We start from the raw sequence: 18,043 nt of genomic DNA, 5'->3' as shown, positions 1-18,043 counted from the left end.
GTGGATAACTTCTTGGATAACCTTTGGGTGCGAGGTGAAGATACGGTGATCTTCGCTCATTGCAGGGGGTCGGGTCACCCCCAGTATCGGATCGTGTCGGCCACCCGAGTAAAACGATCGCCGCGGCAAGGCCTGAGTATCGCCAGGCTGCCAGGCGTTTGCCAACGCCTGCCAGGTGAAGCGCTGAGCCTGCTCACAGGCGCTACCCAGCGACTCCCCCGCGGCGAGCCGAGTCGCCAAGGCGGCGGCGAGCGTACAACCCGAACCGTGAAAAGCGCCTGGCAGCCGCGGCCAGCGCCAAGAACGGGTTCCTTGGGGTTCATACAACACCAGCTCGACGACATCTTGCGGCACCCCGGATGCCGGATTATCGCTGCCCGTCACCAGTACGGCGCGGCAACCCATTGCCACCAGCCGCTGCGCTCGCGACAGGTCATCCCGATCGTCAGCCTCGGCAAGCCGCTCGAGTTCGAGTCGGTTAGGCGTCAGGATATCCACAAGGGGCAGCAGACGAGAGCGAAAGGCCTCTATCAACGGCGTTGTGGATAACTCTTTGCCACCGCCCGCCTTGAGCACCGGATCTACCACCACTGGAACCCCGGGGTGCGCCTCGATGATGTCCACCACGGCGTCGAGCGTATCGCGGCTGGCGATAAGACCGACCTTGATTGCGCTCAGGGAAAAACCGGCGAGTCGCGCCGCCATCTGGCGGATCAGATCGGCCGGAACCGGCACCACACGATGAACGTTCTGGCAATCCTGGACCGTCAGCGCCGTGGGTACCGTCAGCGGCCAGCCGCCGCCGGCGGTGATCGATTCACCGTCTGCCGTGATGCCTGCGCCCCCGGTAGGGTCGTGTCCGGCCAGTACCAATACGACGGGGGGCTGTCGATGCGCCTGGTTCGACATGGTCAGAATGGCTTGAGCACGGCCAGGATCACGATGACCAGCAAAACGACAACCGGAAGCTCGTTGAACCAGCGGAAGAAAACGTGGCTACGCAGGCAACGTCCAGCGGCGAACTGCTTGAGATAGATCAGGCAGACATGGTGGTAGGCCACCAACAGCAGCACCAGCACCAGCTTGACGTGCATCCAGCCCATGCCGAGCCAGTGGGGCATGAGGTAGAGCAACCAGATGCCGAACACGATCACCGCGATCATCGACGGTGTCATGATGCCGCGATAGAGCTTGCGCTCCATCACGCTGAAGTAGTCGATGGCCTGCTGCTCGCCCCTGTCGCGCGCCATGGCATGGTAGACATACAGCCGCGGCAAGTAGAACAGCGCCGCAAACCAGGTCACCACGGCCACGATATGCAGAGCCTTGATCCACAGATACATGCTTTCTCCTCAGCAGAACGACGACACGGCCATCGCTGACGCTCATTTCAATGAATAGTAACGCTCGATGGCGCCGCGGGTGATGATACCGGAAATTCGCTGCTGCTTGGGCCGCCGGCCCTGCTCCACGAAGAGCGCATCGAGCGCTTGATCGTTGAGCCGTTCGAACGCTTCCGACAGCGTGGCCTGGTGATGAATCGGTGCCATTTCCAGGCGCAGCCCCGGCACCTCGAGCAGATCGATCATGGCATCTTCGGCGTTGAGTTCCAGCGCTTCATTGAGGGTCTCATCGATCAGAGCGCGGGCCAGATCGGCGGCTTTGAGCGCCAGGGTCGGCTTGTCGTCCGTCGAACGCAGGATGAGGATCCACACCGGCTTTGCATCCAGCAGCAAGCGCGCCTGGTCATGGGTAACCATCCGCGGCGTGGTTACGAAGCTTCGTTCCATTACGGCCGGCACCGAAACCCGTGAAAGTGCCTGCATCAGCGGTTGCTGTAGCGGGTGCAGGCCGTGACGGGTCACGCTGATGAAGAAACCTTCACATCGACATAGCTGGCGTGCCGTCAGCCCCGATACCACCACAGCCAGCATCCCCGGCAGAATGATGTTGGGGTTATGAGTCAGTTCCAGCAGAGCCATGAGAGCCGCCAAGGGCGCCTGAAGCACCGCACCCATCATCGCCGCCATGCCCAGCATGGCGTAAAAACCTGGTTCGAAGTCGAGCTGGGGGAACAGCCTGGCCCCAAGCAGTTCGGCCAGCGCTCCGGCCGCTGCCCCGACCACCAGCACCGGCCCGATGATCCCGATAGGAACGCCGCTGGCCACGGTGATCGCGGTGAGCAACAGCTTGGCTACCACCAGCGCCAGCAGCACACCGACGGCCAACTCTCCCATCAGCGCATCGCTCAGGCTGTCATAGCCGATACCCTGCACCTCGGGATACCACCACGCCACTGCGGCCGTTGCGACTGCCACCAACGCCAGGCGCAGCCAGACCGGCAAGCCGCCGATACGTTCGCTCCTCGCCACATGAATGAACAAACCGGCCAACAGACCGATGAACAGCGCCGTGACCACGATCCAGGGCAAGTCCATCAGCGAACCCAGGCTGACGCTCGGCACCTGGAAGGCAGGCTCCGAGCCGTACACCAGCATGGCCACCAGGGCGCCCATGGTGGAAGCCAGAATCACCGGCATGAAGCCGGCGATGGTGTACTCCATCATGACCACTTCCATGGCGAAGATAACACCGGCGATCGGGGTATTGAACGATGCCGAGATGCCGGCAGCCGTGCCACAGGCCACCAGCACGCGCAGGCTATTGTGTGGCAGGCGCAGACGCTGCCCCAGGCCGCTGGCAGCCGCCGCACCGAGATGGATGGCAGGTCCTTCACGCCCGGCGGAAAGGCCACCCAGTACCGTTGCCACCCCCACCCACCACTGATTGAGCCAGTTACGCAGTGGAAAGCGGCCTTGATGATAGGTGAGCCGCTCGATGACGTGTCCGACCCCCATCTTGCGAGCCGCCGGCGGCTGGCGCCAGAGGAAAATGCCGATGACGGTCACCGCGATCAGCGGCAGGCTCGAACGTACGGCCGGCGGCAAGTTCTGAAAAGCTTCATGATCGCCGTCAGGCATGAACAGTACGCCCCCCAACTCGAGCAGCAGACGGAACCCGACCATCACCGCACCTGTCACAAGCCCCGAAACGACGCCGAGAACGCAGAGCTGCGGCAGAGCGTCGACGCTGGCCAGCTTGCGGCGAAAGTCCTCCAGACTGAAAGTGGGTAACGAGAAGCGCGGCACGGCGATTTCCTGTCCAGACGATTCCTTGTGGGGCAGTGCTTGTGGAGCAGTGTTAGCGCAGCTGGGTAGCCACCCTTTCTCTTGTGTATCATATCCGGACAGAGCGGTCCCGTTGCAGCCGCTTCCTGTCAGGCAAACTTCGAAGGAGTCGCATTGTGATCAAGGTCGGAATCGTCGGCGGCACCGGGTATACCGGCGTAGAACTGCTCAGGCTGCTGGCTCAGCACCCCGGGGTGGAAGTCGCGGCGATCACGTCGCGCTCCGAAACCGGTTTGCGCGTATGCGACATGTACCCGAATCTACGCGGTCACTACGACACGCTGGCCTTCAGCGAACCCGACCCCAAGCGCTTGGGGGCATGCGATGCGGTCTTCTTCGCCACCCCGCACGGTGTCGCCCATGCCCTTGCCGGTGAACTGCTCGACCAGGGTACGCGAGTGATCGATCTCTCGGCCGACTTCCGTCTGCGTGATGCGAAGGTATGGGCGGAGTGGTACGGCCAGCCTCACGGTGCTCCGGAACTGCTGGAGGGAGCCGTGTACGGGCTGCCGGAGATGCACCGCGAAAGCATTCGCCAAGCGCGCCTGATCGCCGTGCCCGGCTGCTATCCCACGGCGGTCCAGCTGGGGCTGCTGCCGCTGCTGGAAGCGGGGTTGATCGACGCCGGCCACCTCATTGCCGACTGTAAGTCCGGCGTCACCGGTGCCGGTCGCGGAGCCAAGGTCCCGTCGCTGCTGGCCGAAGCCAGCGAGTCGATGAAAGCCTACGGCGCTGCCGGGCATCGCCATCTTCCCGAGATCAGCCAGGGTCTCGGCGATGCCGCCCAAGGCCCGGTAGGACTGACCTTCGTCCCCCATCTGACACCCATGATCCGCGGCATCCATGCCACACTTTACGGCCGACTGACCGCTGAGCCGGGGGATCTGCAGGCGCTGTTCGAGAAACGTTATGCCAACGAGCCCTTCGTCGATGTGATGCCCGCCGGCAGCCATCCCGAAACGCGTAGCGTCAAGGGCGCCAATGTTTGCCGCCTGGCCGTGCATCGTCCCGGCAATGGCGATACCGTGGTCGTGCTGTCCGTCATCGACAACCTGGTCAAGGGCGCCTCGGGTCAGGCAGTGCAGAACTTGAACCTGATGTTCGGTTTCGACGAGCATGCCGGACTCGCCGCCCCCGCTCTGATGCCCTGAGTCCTCGGTTGCTCGCCTTGTCGAGGTGGCCGCCTGGCCCCTCGGCAATAGTTGACCACGTTACTAGGAATTGAAGATAATCGGCTGTTACCCATTCATTCAGCTCACGGGAGGATACCCATGAGCGGCGCTGAAACTTTCGTACCCACCCCCATGATGCTCAGCGGGACCGCCAGGAAGCGGCTGCTGGCGCTGATCGAGGAGGAGGGCAAGCCCGAACTCAAGCTGCGCGTCTATGTCACGGGCGGCGGCTGTTCGGGCTTTCAGTACGGCTTCGACTTTGCCGACACCGTCGGCGACGACGATACCGTCATCGAGTTCGGCGAGGTTGCCCTGGTGGTCGACGAGCTCTCCTATCAGTATCTGGTAGGTTCCACCGTGGACTACGAAGAGGGGCTTGCCGGCGCTCGATTCCTGGTCCAGAACCCGAATGCAACGACCACCTGTGGCTGTGGAGCCTCATTCATGGTCTAGCATCAGCCAAAACGCTCATCTCACGCTGCTAATCCAAGCCCTGTCGCCTACGACAGGGCTTTTTTTTGCCTGTGGATAAATTTTCGATCTTTTCGTCCACTTCTCGTCTGCAGCCTGCATGGTAGAAGCTTCTCGAGCAATCGCCAGGGGCTGTTCACAGCCACGGTAACAAGCCCGGTAGCCGCCGGTGGACAACCGGTGCAGCGTTCGCGCTGTGCAAAAGTCACTCTTTTATGCACAGGCTCATCACCGTTCGCCCTCAGCTCGTCAGCTCCTTTCCACTACAGAAGTCAACAATGCAAATCCATGATACATAACTTTTTTTATCGCTTATGCACAGTTTTTGTCCACACCAGTAGTAACAACCACAACAGAACTTCTCTCTTTTAATCATTCTGTTTTGTTTAGTACCTGACGAATCCCTGCTCCCTGAGCGGCTCGGGTGTGGAAAACCCTGACGGTTACCCACAGTCGGTTTATACTGCCAGGCTGTTTTTCATCCTTAGGCAATATCTGCGCGCAAGCGCAACGAGGTGATCCTTGGAGTATCCCGACCGCTTTGACGTCATCGTCATCGGCGGCGGCCATGCGGGAACCGAAGCCGCTCTGGCCTCCGCTCGCATGGGCTGTCAGACCCTGCTGTTGACTCACAACATCGAGACCCTGGGGCAGATGTCCTGCAATCCTGCCATTGGCGGGATTGGCAAGAGCCATCTGGTCAAGGAGATCGATGCCCTGGGTGGCGCCATGGGCCTGGCTACCGACCTGGGCGGTATCCAGTTTCGCGTACTCAACGCACGCAAGGGACCGGCGGTGCGAGCCACACGGGCCCAGGCCGACCGCGTACGCTACAAGGCTGCCATTCGCGGCATGTTGGAGAACCAGCTCAACCTGACGATCTTCCAGCAGGCCGCCGGTGACCTGATAGTCAGCGACGACACCGTGCGCGGCGTGGTCACCGAGACCGGTATCCGGTTCATGGCCGAGACGGTGGTGCTGTGCACCGGCACCTTCCTCGGTGGGGTGATTCACATCGGTCTCGACCAGAGCCGCGGTGGCCGTGCCGGCGATCCGCCCTCCAACGCTCTGGCCAGCCGCCTGCGGGAGCTACCGTTCAGGGTCGACCGGTTGAAGACCGGTACACCGCCGCGGCTGGATGCCAAGAGCATCGATTTTGCCCAGCTCGAGGAGCAGCCCGGCGATACGCCGACCCCGGTGATGTCCTTCCTGGGCAACCGCGAGATGCATCCGCGTCAGGTGAGCTGCCATATCGCCCACACCAACGAGCGCACCCACGAGATCATCTTTGCCAACCTCGACCGTTCGCCGATGTATTCCGGCGTGATCGAGGGCGTTGGCCCGCGCTACTGCCCCTCGATAGAGGACAAGGTGCATCGCTTCGCCGACAAGGCGAGCCATCAGGTTTTCATCGAACCCGAAGGGCTCGATACCCACGAGCTCTACCCCAACGGCATTTCCACATCGCTGCCCTTTGACGTGCAGCTGCAGGTGGTGCGTTCGATCAAGGGACTCGAGAACGCCCATATCACCCGGCCCGGCTACGCCATCGAATACGATTTCTTCGATCCGCGCGACCTCAAGCACTCGCTGGAAACCAAGTTCATTCACAATCTGTTCTTTGCCGGGCAGATCAACGGCACCACCGGATACGAGGAAGCCGGTGCCCAGGGTCTGCTTGCAGGTCTCAACGCCGCACGCCGTGCCAAGGGTGTCGAGGCCTGGTGGCCGCGCCGGGACGAGGCCTACCTCGGCGTTCTGGTCGACGACCTGATCACCATGGGCACCAAGGAGCCCTACCGCATGTTCACTTCGCGAGCCGAGTATCGCCTGCTGCTGCGCGAGGACAACGCCGACCTGCGCCTCACCGAGGCCGGCCGCGAGCTGGGCCTGGTGAACGATTCGCGCTGGAGTGTGTTCAGCACCAAGCGCGAGGCGATCGAGCGAGAGAGCGCGCGGCTCAAAGCGAGCTGGGTCCAGCCCGGCAGTGCAGCCGCCGAGGCCATCGAGGCGAAGACCGGCAAGGCGCTCTCACGTGAGTACAGTCTGCTCGACCTGCTCAAGCGTCCGGAACTCGGCTACGCCGATGTGGCCTACCTCAGCGGTGAGCCGGTGGCTGACGAATCGGTGGCCGAGCAGGTCCAGATTCAGGCCAAATATCAGGGCTACATCGATCGTCAGCAGGATGAGATCGACAAGCTCAAGCGACACGAGGCAACCCCGCTTCCGGACGATCTCGATTACGCCCGGGTCGAAGGCCTCTCCCACGAAATTCGCCAGAAGCTCGCCGAGGCACGTCCAGAAACCCTGGCCCAGGCTTCACGGATTTCCGGGGTGACTCCGGCAGCGGTCTCTATCTTGCTGATTCATTTAAAGAAAAGGCGTCTTCTGAGCGATACGCGGGTGGCCAACGGATGAGCGATGGCCTCACGCCCCAGGGGCAAGCACGTCTCGACGAAGGGTTGGCGCTGCTGGACATCGACGTCGATGATGCGCAGCGCGAGCGGCTGCTGCGACTGGTTGGGCTGTTGCACAAGTGGAATCGCGCCTATAACCTCACCGCGATACGCTCACCGGATGAGATGGTGGCCAGGCATTTGCTCGACAGTGCTGCCGTACTGCCTTTCGTTGGCCAGGCACCGCTGCTCGATGTCGGTGCCGGCCCCGGGCTGCCGGGGCTGGTGTTGGCGATCCTCGCACCACGGCTCGAGGTCACGCTGCTCGACAGCAATGGCAAGAAGGTGCGTTTCCAGCGCCAGGCGGTGATGGAGCTGGGTCTCGAGAACGTCACGCCGGTACAGGCGAGGGTCGAGGACTTCACCTCCCCCGCGGAAGGTTACTTCCAGATCGTCTCGCGGGCCTTCGCCAGTCTGTCGGATTTCGTGCATCTGACCGAGCACCTGCTGGCGCAGGATGGACGCTGGCTGGCCATGAAGGGGCCGGCTGCCGATGAGGAACTGGCAGCGCTGGATGCCGACGTGACCATCCGCGAACGCCATACGCTCAGGGTGCCGTTCACCACGGGGGGGCGTCAGCTGTTGATCGTCGAGCGAACCGATTCCAACCCAGGCCGCCGTTGAAGCGAGCCGTCGACGCAAGGAAGTCGCCCGTGAGCCAAATCATCGCCTTGACCAACCAGAAGGGCGGCGTGGGTAAGACCACCACCGCCGTCAACCTGGCCGCCAGCCTGGCGGCGCTGGATCGTCGCGTGCTGCTGGTCGATCTCGATCCCCAAGGCCATGCCACCATGGGCAGCGGTATCGACAAGCACACCCTGGAAGGCAGCGTGCTCGATCTTCTGCTGGGCGAAAAGAGTGCTCTCGAGGTGATGCTCGACTGTCCTGCTGCCGGCTACTCGCTACTGCCGGGCAACGGTGATCTTACCGCTGCCGAAGTGGAGTTGCTCGATCGGGCGGAGGGGCGTGAGCGCAGCCTGACCGAGGCCCTGGCCAGCGTCGCTGACGAATACGACGTGGTGCTCATCGACTGCCCGCCTTCGCTCAACATGCTCACCGTGAACGCCCTGACGGCCGCCAATGGCGTGCTGATCCCTTTGCAGTGCGAATTCTATGCCCTCGAGGGGCTCTCGGCGCTTCTCGATACCGTGGAACAGATCAAGGACAGCGTGAATCCTGACCTGGCGATCTACGGTATCCTGCGCACCATGTTCGATGGCCGCAACAGCCTGACCCGGGACGTTTCCAAGCAGCTGCGCGACTATTTCGGTGAAACGCTGCTCAAGACCACGATTCCGCGCAATGTGCGAGTCGCCGAGGCCCCGAGCCACGGCCTACCCGTGACTAAGTACGCGCGCTTCTCGCGCGGCAGCCAGGCCCACCGGGTGCTGGCCAAGGAACTGATTCGTCGCCTGTCGCTGTAAGGCGGCGGGTGTTACCGTCTGTCGTGACCCGCTCGTGATGAGGGAATGCTGATGACGCGAAAACGCGCCCTGGGCCGTGGCCTGGATGCCCTGATCGGTGCCGGCGCTCGCCGCCGCGACAATCTCGAGCTTCCCGAAGGGGAAGCCGCGGATGGCGAGCCCGCCGAAGCTGCCCCCGTTGCCGCCGAGGAGCGACTCGAACGCCTGCCGCTGGGCCAGCTTTGTCGCGGCAAGTATCAGCCCCGGCGCGACATTCAGCCCGAGGCGCTGGAGGAGCTGGCCGACTCGATTCGCGCCCAGGGCGTGATGCAGCCCATCGTGGTCAGACCCATCGGCGAGTCCCGCTACGAAATCATTGCCGGTGAACGTCGCTGGCGTGCCGCCCAGCTGGCCGAGCTCGACACCATCCCGGCGGTGATTCGGGACGTCACCGACGAAGTCGCTCTGGCCCTGGCGCTGATCGAGAACATTCAGCGCGAGAATCTCAATCCCATGGAGGAGGCGCTGGCCCTCAAGCGCTTGCTCGAAGAGTTCGAACTCACGCAGCAACAGGTCGCCGATGCGGTGGGCAAGTCTCGTGCGCAGGTCGCCAACCTGTTGCGGCTGATGGCGCTGGACCCCGAAGTGCAGACTCTGCTCGAGCGCGGCGACCTGGACATGGGGCATGCCCGTGCCCTGCTCGCCCTGTCAGGCGCCAAGCAGCGTCGTGCAGCTCACGAAGTGGTCGACAAGGACCTTACCGTGCGCGACACCGAAGCGCTGGTGAAACGCCTGACCCAGGGGGACACGAAGAAAGTGGCGGCAGCGCCCGCCAGCCCCGATGTGGCGCGGCTCGAGACCCGTCTCGGCGAGCTGCTCGGCGCATCGGTCAGGATCCAGCACGGCCGTGGCGGCAAAGGGAGGGTCACCATTCGCTATTCGAGCCTGGATGAGCTGGATGGCATTCTGGAGCACATTCGTTGAGCCCTCGCCAATGTTGCGAAAATGTCGACAATGGCTTTCACCTTTGGTCGCATAGCGGCGTCATTCGGAGCTAAAAGCGCCTTGTCCGGTTGAAGGGCCAAGGGCGCTTCCCTATAATCCGCCGTTGTTTGCCTGAGTGTCATGCTCGGCCAAGCCGGCACCCAGACCCTGCTTCGGCAGGGCAGGAAATGTCGACAGGATGCACAGACACGCTGCCATGAGGCGCCGGCGCCCGGATTTCACCCGCCTGTTCCTGGCTCAGGGCTTCGCCACCCTCGCCGTAGCGCTGCTGGCCGGCCTGCGACATGGTCATGAAGGGGTGCTTTCTGCCCTGATGGGAGGCTTGGTCAGCTTGCTGCCTACGCTCTACTTCGTCTGGCGCGGAATGCGCGTCAGGGATGGGCGGCGACCGCGGGTCAGCGTGATGAACCTCTATCAGGCAGCGATGGGAAAGTTTGGTTTGACGGTGGCACTGTTCGTGATCGTGTTCATCGTAGCGCCCCCCTCAAACCCGGCTTTTTTCTTTGTCGCATATGTGGCGGCGCAGTTCATGCACTGGCTGACACCCTGGCTACTGCGTGACCGACCGACCCAACGAACCTGAGGTAGCAGCGTATGGCAGCAGCAGATAATGAAATATCCGCCATCTATTACATACAGCACCACCTTCAGAACCTGACGTTCGGCAATCATCCTGAACTCGGCTGGAAGATCGCCAGCACTTCCACCGAGGCGGCGGAGATGGGTTTCTGGGCGATTCACCTCGATACCATGGGTTGGTCGATCGCCATGGGAGCGCTGTTTCTGGGTCTGTTCCGCAAGGCCGGTCAGATGGCCACTACCGGCGTCCCCGGTGGGTTGCAGAACGCCGTCGAGATGGTCATCGAGTTCATCGAGAACCTGACCCGCTCTACCTTTCACGGCAAGAATCCCAACATCGCGCCGATAGCGCTGACGCTGTTCATGTGGATTCTGCTGATGAATACGCTGAAGATCCTGCCGGTCGACTACTTCCCGGAGCTCTTCGCACGGCTCGGCGTCGAGTACATGAAGATCGTACCGACCACCGACGTCAATGCCACCCTGGGCATGGCGCTGGGCGTGTTCTGCCTGATTGTCTACTACAGTTGCAAGGTCAAGGGTGTCAGCGGCTTTGCCAAGGAGCTCTCGCTCACGCCGTTCAACCACTGGCTGCTGATCCCGTTCAACCTGATCCTCGAAATCGTCGGCCTGATCGTCAAGCCCATCAGTCTCGCTCTGCGACTGTTCGGCAACATGTTCGCCGGCGAGGTGATCTTCATCCTGATCGCACTGCTGCCGTTCTGGGCGATCTGGATCCTGGATGTGCCCTGGGCCATTTTCCACATCCTGGTGGTGTCGCTGCAGGCCTTCATCTTCACGACGCTGTCCATCGTGTATCTGAGCGCCGCGCACGAACACCACTGAACCAAGCAACCTTTGCAAACGCAGTAAGTTGAAACCTGACCTCAACATCAAACTAGGAGCAACACCATGGAAATCGTCTACCTTGCCGCCGCCATCATCATCAGCGTCAGCGCCCTGGCTACCGGCATTGGCTTCGCCATGCTGGGCGGCAAGCTGCTCGAGTCCACTGCTCGTCAGCCTGAGCTCGGCGACCAGCTGCAGACTCGTACCTTCATCATGGCCGGTCTGCTCGACGCCGTACCGATGATCGGCGTTGGTATCGCGATGTACCTGATTTTCGTCGTTGCCGGTTAATGACAGCACCGAGCGCTGAGGCGCTCGGTTCGCTTCTATCCGGTCGCCACGAACCCGTCAGAGGTACATACCCGTGAATATCAACATGACGCTTATCGGGCAGACGATCGCCTTCGCGATCTTTGTCTGGTTCTGCATCAAGTACGTGTGGCCGCCGATCAGCTCCGCGCTCCACGAGCGCCAGAAGAAGATCGCCGATGGCCTCGACGCGGCCAGCCGGGCATCCCGCGACCTCGAGCTTGCTCAGGAGCAGGCCGCCCAGACGCTGCGTGAAAGCAAGGAGCAGGCTTCACAGATCCTCGAGCAGGCCAACAAGCGCTCCAGCCAGATGATCGAGGAAGCGCGTGAACAGGCCCGTGCCGAAGGCGAACGTCTGGTGGCCAGTGCCCGTGCCGAGATCGATCAGGAAATCAACCGCGCCAAGGAAGAGCTTCGCGCCCAGGTGGCAACACTTGCCATCGTCGGTGCCGAGCGTGTTCTGGAAGCCTCCGTCGACGAGAAGGCACACCGCGAGCTGCTCGACAAGCTTGCTGCCGAACTGTGAAGGAGGTGACCCATGGCGGAAACGTCTACCGTCGCACGACCCTACGCCAAGGCGGCATTCGAGTATGCGCGTGACCACAAGGCGCTGGAAGCCTGGTCCGACATGCTGGTCAAGCTTGGCCAAGTCGTAGCGGAGCGTGATGCTCAGAAACTGTTCGCGAGTCCTAAGTTGACCGAAGACCGTAAGGTCGAGCTGGTCATCGAACTGGCCGAAGTCAAGGTCGACGATGCAGGTCGTCGTTTCCTGGAAACCCTCGCCGATAAAGGGCGACTCACGGCCCTGAGCGCTATCGCCGAGCAGTTCGAACGTCTACGCGCCGAGCATGACAAGCGAGTCGACGTCACCGTCGTCACGGCTTACGTGCTCGACGACAAGCAGCAGGACAAGCTCGCAGGCGCGCTCAAGAAGCGGCTGAATCGCGAAATCTCCATTACCACTCAGGTGGATCCGAAGCTTATCGGAGGCGTCATCCTGCGCGCCGGCGACACCGTCATCGACGGGTCGGTGCGCGGTCGACTGAATCGCCTCTCCGAAGCCCTTTCCGCCTGAGTCTGAGGGACATGGCATGCAGCAACTGAATCCTTCCGAGATCAGCGACATCATCAAGCAGCGTATCGAAAAGCTGGATGTCGCATCCGAAGCCCGTAATCAGGGCACCATCGTCAGCGTCTCCGACGGCATCGTGAAGATTCACGGCCTCGAAGATGCGATGTTCGGTGAAATGATCGAATTCCCCGGCAACATCTTCGGCATGGTGCTCAACCTGGAGCGCGACTCCGTGGGCGCCGTGGTACTGGGTGACTTCCTGCAGCTGGAAGAGGGCATGACCGCCAGTTGTACCGGTCGTATCCTCGAGGTGCCGGTGGGTCCCGAACTGATCGGTCGCGTGGTCGATCCGCTGGGTACCCCCATCGACGGCAAGGGCGACATCGACGCCAAGCTGACCGACGCGGTGGAAAAGGTCGCCCCGGGCGTCATCACTCGCCAGTCGGTAGACGAGCCGATCCAGACCGGTCTCAAGTCGATCGACGCCATGGTGCCGATCGGCCGCGGTCAGCGTGAGTTGATCATCGGCGACCGTCAGATCGGTAAGTCGGCCATCGCCATCGATGCCATCATCAACCAGAAGGGCAAGGGCGTCACCTGTATCTACGTGGCCATCGGTCAGAAGCAGTCGACCATCGCCAACGTGGTACGCAAGCTCGAAGAGCACGGCGCCATGGAACACACCATCGTGGTTGCCGCCGGTGCCGCCGACCCGGCCCCGATGCAGTTCCTGGCACCCTACGCGGGCTGCACCATGGGCGAGTACTTCCGCGACCGTGGCCAGGACGCTCTGATCGTCTATGACGATCTGACCAAGCAGGCCTGGGCCTACCGTCAGGTATCCCTGCTGCTGCGTCGTCCGCCGGGCCGCGAAGCCTACCCGGGTGACGTCTTCTATCTCCACTCGCGTCTGCTCGAGCGTGCCGCTCGCGTCAATGTCGAGTACGTCGAGAAGTTCACCAACGGTGAAGTGACCGGCAAGACCGGCTCGCTGACCGCACTGCCGATCATCGAGACCCAGGGTGGCGACGTTTCGGCGTTCGTACCCACCAACGTGATCTCCATCACCGACGGTCAGATCTTCCTCGAGACCGACCTGTTCAACGCAGGTGTCCGTCCGGCCATCAACGCCGGTCTGTCGGTATCGCGGGTGGGTGGTTCGGCCCAGACCAAGATCATCAAGAAGCTGGGTGGCGGTGTGCGTCTGGCTCTCGCCCAGTATCGCGAGCTGGCGGCGTTCTCGCAGTTTGCCTCGGATCTTGATGAAGCGACCCGCAAGCAGCTCGAACACGGTCAGCGTGTCACCGAGCTGATGAAGCAGAAGCAGTATTCGCCGCTGTCCGTGGCCGAGATGGGGGTAACCCTGTACGCCGCCAACGAAGGCTTCCTGGATGATGTCGAGGTCAACAAGGTGCTGGATTTCGAGCGTGCCCTGCACGACTACATGAAGTCCGAACATGCCGAGCTGCTCGATAAGATCAACCAGACCGGCGACTACAGTAAAGAGATCCAGGACGGTTTGAAGTCGGGTCTCGAGAAGTTCAAGGCCACTCAGAGCTGGTAATTCCGCCGGCCCACCCTGCGGGTGGGCCCTGGACATCTTCTGAGGGGCAAGAACGAGGTAGATCGCTATGGCAGCTGCAAAAGAGATACGCACCCAGATCGGGAGCATCAAGAATACGCAGAAGATCACCAGCGCCATGGAAATGGTGGCTGCATCGAAGATGCGTAAGGCACAAGATCTGATGAGGGCCAGTCAGCCCTACGCTCGTCAGATCCGCAATGTCGTGAGCCATATCGCCGACGCCAACCCCGAGTATCGTCATGAGTACATGATCGAGCGTGACGTGAAGCGGGTCGGTTATATCGTGGTCTCTACGGACCGCGGCCTGTGTGGCGGCCTGAACGTCAACCTGTTCAAGGCCGTACTCAGGGATGCCAAGGCATGGCGTGACAAGGGCGCAGAGCTAGATTTCTGTGCTCTGGGTAGCAAGGCCAGCGGCTTCTTCCGCAGCTACGGGGGCAACCTGGTGGCGGCGAAGAGCGGACTGGGCGAGTCGCCCGAGGTTGAAGATCTGATTGGTAGCGTCAAGGTCATGCTCGATGCATATGACGAGGGGCGCCTGGATCGACTGTTCGTGGTGTACAACGAGTTCGTCAACACCATGACGCAGAAACCGGTCGTCAGGCAGATATTGCCTCTGTCTCCCGATATGGGAGCGGATATGCACGATGAAGACAATAAGCGTCCCGGTAGCTGGGACTACCTGTATGAGCCGGATGCCAAGGCGCTGCTCGATAGTCTGCTGGTTCGTTTTATCGAATCGCAGGTCTATCAGTCGGTGGTCGAGAATGGCGCCTGCGAACAGGCGGCGCGGATGATCGCCATGAAGAGCGCCACTGACAACGCCGGCGGTCTGATCGACGACCTGGAGATGGTGTACAACAAGGCCCGCCAGGCCGCCATCACCCAGGAAATCTCTGAGATCGTCGGTGGCGCCGCCGCCGTATAGCGCCAGGGGAGGGATTTCCTTCCCGGCATGCAGGTTTCATTTTCAGGTATTTGAGAGGAACCAAGATGAGCGGACGTATCGTACAAATCATCGGTGCGGTGATTGACGTAGAGTTTCCGCGGGACGATGTTCCCAAGGTCTACGACGCGCTGAAGGACTCTACTGTCGATACCGTGCTCGAAACCCAGCAGCAGCTGGGCGACGGCGTGGTGCGCACCATCGCCATGGGCTCCACCGAGGGTCTCAAGCGTGGCATGGAAGTTGCCAACACCGGTGCCGCCATCTCCGTGCCCGTGGGCAAGGAGACGCTGGGTCGCATCATGAACGTGCTCGGCGAGCCGATCGACGAGGCCGGTGACATCGGTGAGCAGGAGCGCATGCCGATCCACCGCAAGCCCCCGACCTATGCCGAGCAGGCGGCTTCCAACGAGCTGCTCGAGACCGGCATCAAGGTCATCGACCTGGTCTGCCCGTTCGCCAAGGGCGGCAAGGTCGGCCTGTTCGGCGGCGCCGGCGTGGGCAAGACGGTCAACATGATGGAGCTGATCCGCAACATCGCCACCGAGCACAGCGGCTACTCCGTGTTCGCCGGCGTGGGTGAGCGGACCCGTGAGGGTAACGACTTCTATCACGAAATGACCGAATCCAACGTTATCGACAAGGTATCGCTGGTTTACGGTCAGATGAACGAGCCGCCGGGCAACCGTCTGCGCGTGGCCCTGACCGGTCTGACCATTGCCGAGAAGTTCCGCGATGAAGGTCGTGACGTACTGTTGTTCGTCGACAACATCTACCGTTACACCCTGGCCGGTACCGAGGTATCCGCACTGCTGGGCCGTATGCCCTCTGCGGTAGGTTACCAGCCGACCCTGGCCGAGGAGATGGGCGTTCTGCAGGAGCGCATCACCTCTACCAAGACCGGCTCGATCACCTCCGTGCAGGCCGTCTACGTGCCCGCGGATGACTTGACCGACCCGTCGCCGGCTACCACCTTCTCGCACCTGGACGCCACCGTGGTACTGGCGCGTTCGATCGCCGAACTGGGTATCTATCCGGCCATCGATCCGCTGGACTCCACCTCGCGTCAGCTCGATCCGCTGGTTGTCGGTGAAGAGCACTACAACACCGCTCGCGGTGTGCAGAACGTGTTGCAGCGCTACAAGGAGCTCAAGGATATCATCGCGATTCTGGGCATGGACGAGCTATCCGACGAGGACAAGCTGGCCGTGTCGCGGGCGCGTAAGATCCAGCGCTTCCTGTCGCAGCCGTTCTTCGTAGCCGAGGTTTTCACCGGCGCTCCCGGTAAGTATGTATCGCTGAAGGACACCATTAGTGGTTTCCAGGGCATCCTCAGCGGTGAATACGACAATTTGCCGGAGCAGGCCTTCTACATGGTGGGCAGCATTGACGAGGCCGTCGAAAAAGCCAACCAGATGAAGTAAGGCCGTCCACCAGGGGGACTTCGCTATGGCGAACAGCTTCAAGTGCGAAATCGTCAGCGCCGAAGAGGCGATCTTCTCGGGTGAAATCGAGCAGCTCGTCGCTTCCGGCCTCATGGGCGACCTGGGTATCCTGCCCGGGCACGCTCCGCTGCTGACCGAGCTTCAGCCAGGTCCGATCCGCGTCATTCGGGAAGGCGGTACGGAAGAGAACTTCTACGTCTCCGGCGGCTTCCTGGAAGTACAGCCCGACGTGGTGACCGTACTGGCTGACGCGGCCTCCCGTGCCGGTGACCTCGACGAGGCCGCCGCCGAGGAAGCGCGGCAACATGCGCTGAAGGCGTTCAACGAAAAGTCGTCGGAGCTGGATTACACCCGCGCCGCCGCCGAACTCGCTGAAGCCGTGGCCCAGCTGCGTACCATTCAGCAGCTGCGCAAGAAGGCCGGAAAGGGCTAGATCGCTCCTGCTTCGGTAGCAAGCGCGAAAGCCCCTCGAACACTGTTCGAGGGGCTTTTTCGTCTCTGTTATCATGAGGGCACTGGTACCGCGAGTAGCCGATCCATACTCATGCCGTTACACCTTGGCCGCGCCAACTGTGTGAAGGTTTCAGGAGATTGCCATGGCGTTGAGCGAACAGCTGCAGGAACACAAGGAAACCCTCCTTCTCGCCATCGAGAAGGATGATCGTGAACTGCTCGACCAGTGGCTTCCGGAACTGCGTGCAGCAGATTTTTCCGAAATTCTGGAAGAGATGGCCGAGGACGATGGCGACCTGCCGACGGTTTTGAAGCTTCTCGACTGCTTGCCGTTGGAACGTCGCGCCAATGTCCTGGGCTATCTCACCGGCGAGGTTCAGGTCGATATAGCCGAAGCCATGTCCGACGAGCTTCTGCTCTCGGTACTTGAGGAGATGGGATCGGACGAACGTGCCGACCTGTTCAATCTGCTTGGCGAGGATCGCAAGGAAGTGCTGCTGCGGCGCATGGCTCGCCAGGAGCGGGAAGACCTCAAACGGTTGGCGAGTTATGAGGAAGGTACCGCGGGTTCGATCATGACATCGGACTACGTGGCGATCCCCAGCGGCATGACCGTCTCTCAGGCAATGATGCGAGTGCGCCAGACCGCGCCGGACGCCGAGACCGTCTATCAGCTTTACATCATAGACCGGGACGGCAAACTGGCGGGCACCCTGTCATTGCGACAGCTGATGGTGGCGCGGCCGGGTGCCCAGGTCGATGACCTGATGATCAAGGACGTGATCAGTGTGCCGGTGGACGAAGCTCAGGAGGAAGTGGCTCGTCTGGTGGCCCGTTACGACATGTTGGCCGTGCCTGTCATCGATCATGACGAACGGTTGGTGGGAATCGTTACCCACGATGATGCCATGGACGTGGCCGAAGAGGAGGCCACCGAGGATTTCCACAAAGGGATGTCCATCGGGCAGCTCGAGGATGGCGTCAGTCGCGTGCCGATCTGGAGCCTTTATCGTAAACGGGTGACCTGGCTGGTGCTGCTGGTATTCGCCAACCTCTTTTCCGGTGCCGGTATTGCCTATTTCGAGGACACCATTGCCGCTCAGGTAGCGC

Annotated in this window: 18 protein-coding genes and 1 pseudogene; 16 read left to right on the top strand and 3 right to left on the bottom strand. The window is 61.6% G+C overall.

What is annotated here, in order from left to right:
* Positions 1-147: 147 nt before the first annotated feature.
* The 3 genes and pseudogenes from thiD to AC2VNO_RS09600 all read right to left on the bottom strand — a co-directional run.
* Positions 148-909, bottom strand: a pseudogene (gene thiD / locus AC2VNO_RS09610) (bifunctional hydroxymethylpyrimidine kinase/phosphomethylpyrimidine kinase); the annotation flags it as partial.
* Positions 910-911: 2 nt separating this feature from the next.
* Positions 912-1,343 (bottom strand): protoporphyrinogen oxidase HemJ, encoded by a 432-nt coding sequence (gene hemJ, locus AC2VNO_RS09605; RefSeq protein WP_486933928.1) that lies wholly within the window; start codon positions 1,341-1,343, stop codon positions 912-914.
* A 42-nt stretch (positions 1,344-1,385) separates the two neighbouring features.
* The gene (locus AC2VNO_RS09600) at positions 1,386-3,149 is read right to left on the bottom strand and encodes a chloride channel protein (protein WP_486933927.1); all 1,764 of its coding nucleotides are present in this window, start codon (positions 3,147-3,149) and stop codon (positions 1,386-1,388) included.
* Positions 3,150-3,304: 155 nt separating this feature from the next.
* Here AC2VNO_RS09600 and argC point away from each other — a divergent pair, with 155 nt between their 5' ends.
* The 16 genes from argC to AC2VNO_RS09520 all read left to right on the top strand — a co-directional run.
* Positions 3,305-4,339: an N-acetyl-gamma-glutamyl-phosphate reductase gene (argC, locus tag AC2VNO_RS09595; RefSeq protein WP_486933926.1), complete on the top strand. Its 1,035-nt coding sequence runs from the start codon at positions 3,305-3,307 to the stop codon at positions 4,337-4,339.
* 120 nt (positions 4,340-4,459) lie between these two features.
* Complete coding sequence (gene erpA / locus AC2VNO_RS09590) at positions 4,460-4,813, top strand: iron-sulfur cluster insertion protein ErpA (protein ID WP_486933925.1); 354 nt, start codon at positions 4,460-4,462, stop codon at positions 4,811-4,813.
* 540 nt (positions 4,814-5,353) lie between these two features.
* Positions 5,354-7,249, top strand: coding sequence for a tRNA uridine-5-carboxymethylaminomethyl(34) synthesis enzyme MnmG (gene mnmG, locus AC2VNO_RS09585; protein ID WP_486933924.1), 1,896 nt, complete (start codon positions 5,354-5,356; stop codon positions 7,247-7,249).
* Positions 7,246-7,911, top strand: coding sequence for a 16S rRNA (guanine(527)-N(7))-methyltransferase RsmG (rsmG, locus tag AC2VNO_RS09580; protein ID WP_486933923.1), 666 nt, complete (start codon positions 7,246-7,248; stop codon positions 7,909-7,911). Before mnmG ends, rsmG begins: the two co-directional genes overlap by 4 nt.
* A gap of 29 nt (positions 7,912-7,940) precedes the next feature.
* A complete protein-coding gene (locus tag AC2VNO_RS09575; protein ID WP_486933922.1) occupies positions 7,941-8,711 on the top strand; it encodes a ParA family protein in 771 nt (256 codons plus the stop codon).
* Between the two features lie 51 nt (positions 8,712-8,762).
* Entirely contained in the window at positions 8,763-9,674 is a 912-nt protein-coding gene (locus tag AC2VNO_RS09570) for a ParB/RepB/Spo0J family partition protein (RefSeq protein ID WP_228580038.1), read from the top strand.
* 199 nt (positions 9,675-9,873) lie between these two features.
* On the top strand, positions 9,874-10,278 hold the full coding sequence (locus AC2VNO_RS09565) for an ATP synthase subunit I (RefSeq protein ID WP_486933921.1): 405 nt from the start codon (positions 9,874-9,876) through the stop codon (positions 10,276-10,278).
* 11 nt (positions 10,279-10,289) lie between these two features.
* Positions 10,290-11,120, top strand: coding sequence for a F0F1 ATP synthase subunit A (gene atpB, locus AC2VNO_RS09560; RefSeq protein ID WP_228580040.1), 831 nt, complete (start codon positions 10,290-10,292; stop codon positions 11,118-11,120).
* 66 nt (positions 11,121-11,186) lie between these two features.
* Positions 11,187-11,414, top strand: a complete 228-nt coding sequence (atpE, locus tag AC2VNO_RS09555) for a F0F1 ATP synthase subunit C (protein WP_010625958.1) — start codon at positions 11,187-11,189, stop codon at positions 11,412-11,414.
* A gap of 73 nt (positions 11,415-11,487) precedes the next feature.
* Positions 11,488-11,958, top strand: coding sequence for a F0F1 ATP synthase subunit B (locus AC2VNO_RS09550; protein ID WP_486933920.1), 471 nt, complete (start codon positions 11,488-11,490; stop codon positions 11,956-11,958).
* Positions 11,959-11,970: 12 nt separating this feature from the next.
* Complete coding sequence (locus AC2VNO_RS09545) at positions 11,971-12,507, top strand: F0F1 ATP synthase subunit delta (RefSeq protein ID WP_486933919.1); 537 nt, start codon at positions 11,971-11,973, stop codon at positions 12,505-12,507.
* Positions 12,508-12,523: 16 nt separating this feature from the next.
* The gene (gene atpA, locus AC2VNO_RS09540; RefSeq protein WP_486933918.1) at positions 12,524-14,068 is read left to right on the top strand and encodes a F0F1 ATP synthase subunit alpha; all 1,545 of its coding nucleotides are present in this window, start codon (positions 12,524-12,526) and stop codon (positions 14,066-14,068) included.
* Between the two features lie 67 nt (positions 14,069-14,135).
* Positions 14,136-15,017, top strand: coding sequence for a F0F1 ATP synthase subunit gamma (gene atpG / locus AC2VNO_RS09535; protein ID WP_486933917.1), 882 nt, complete (start codon positions 14,136-14,138; stop codon positions 15,015-15,017).
* Between the two features lie 65 nt (positions 15,018-15,082).
* The gene (gene atpD / locus AC2VNO_RS09530; protein WP_486933916.1) at positions 15,083-16,459 is read left to right on the top strand and encodes a F0F1 ATP synthase subunit beta; all 1,377 of its coding nucleotides are present in this window, start codon (positions 15,083-15,085) and stop codon (positions 16,457-16,459) included.
* Between the two features lie 25 nt (positions 16,460-16,484).
* Positions 16,485-16,913 (top strand): F0F1 ATP synthase subunit epsilon, encoded by a 429-nt coding sequence (locus AC2VNO_RS09525; RefSeq protein WP_486933915.1) that lies wholly within the window; start codon positions 16,485-16,487, stop codon positions 16,911-16,913.
* 163 nt (positions 16,914-17,076) lie between these two features.
* Positions 17,077-18,043 (top strand): magnesium transporter (locus AC2VNO_RS09520; RefSeq protein ID WP_486933914.1); only part of this gene is annotated, 967 nt, incomplete at its 3' end.

Source organism: Halomonas sp. TH-94 (genome assembly GCF_057473365.1).
This window is presented reverse-complemented; position numbering and strand designations above follow the sequence as displayed.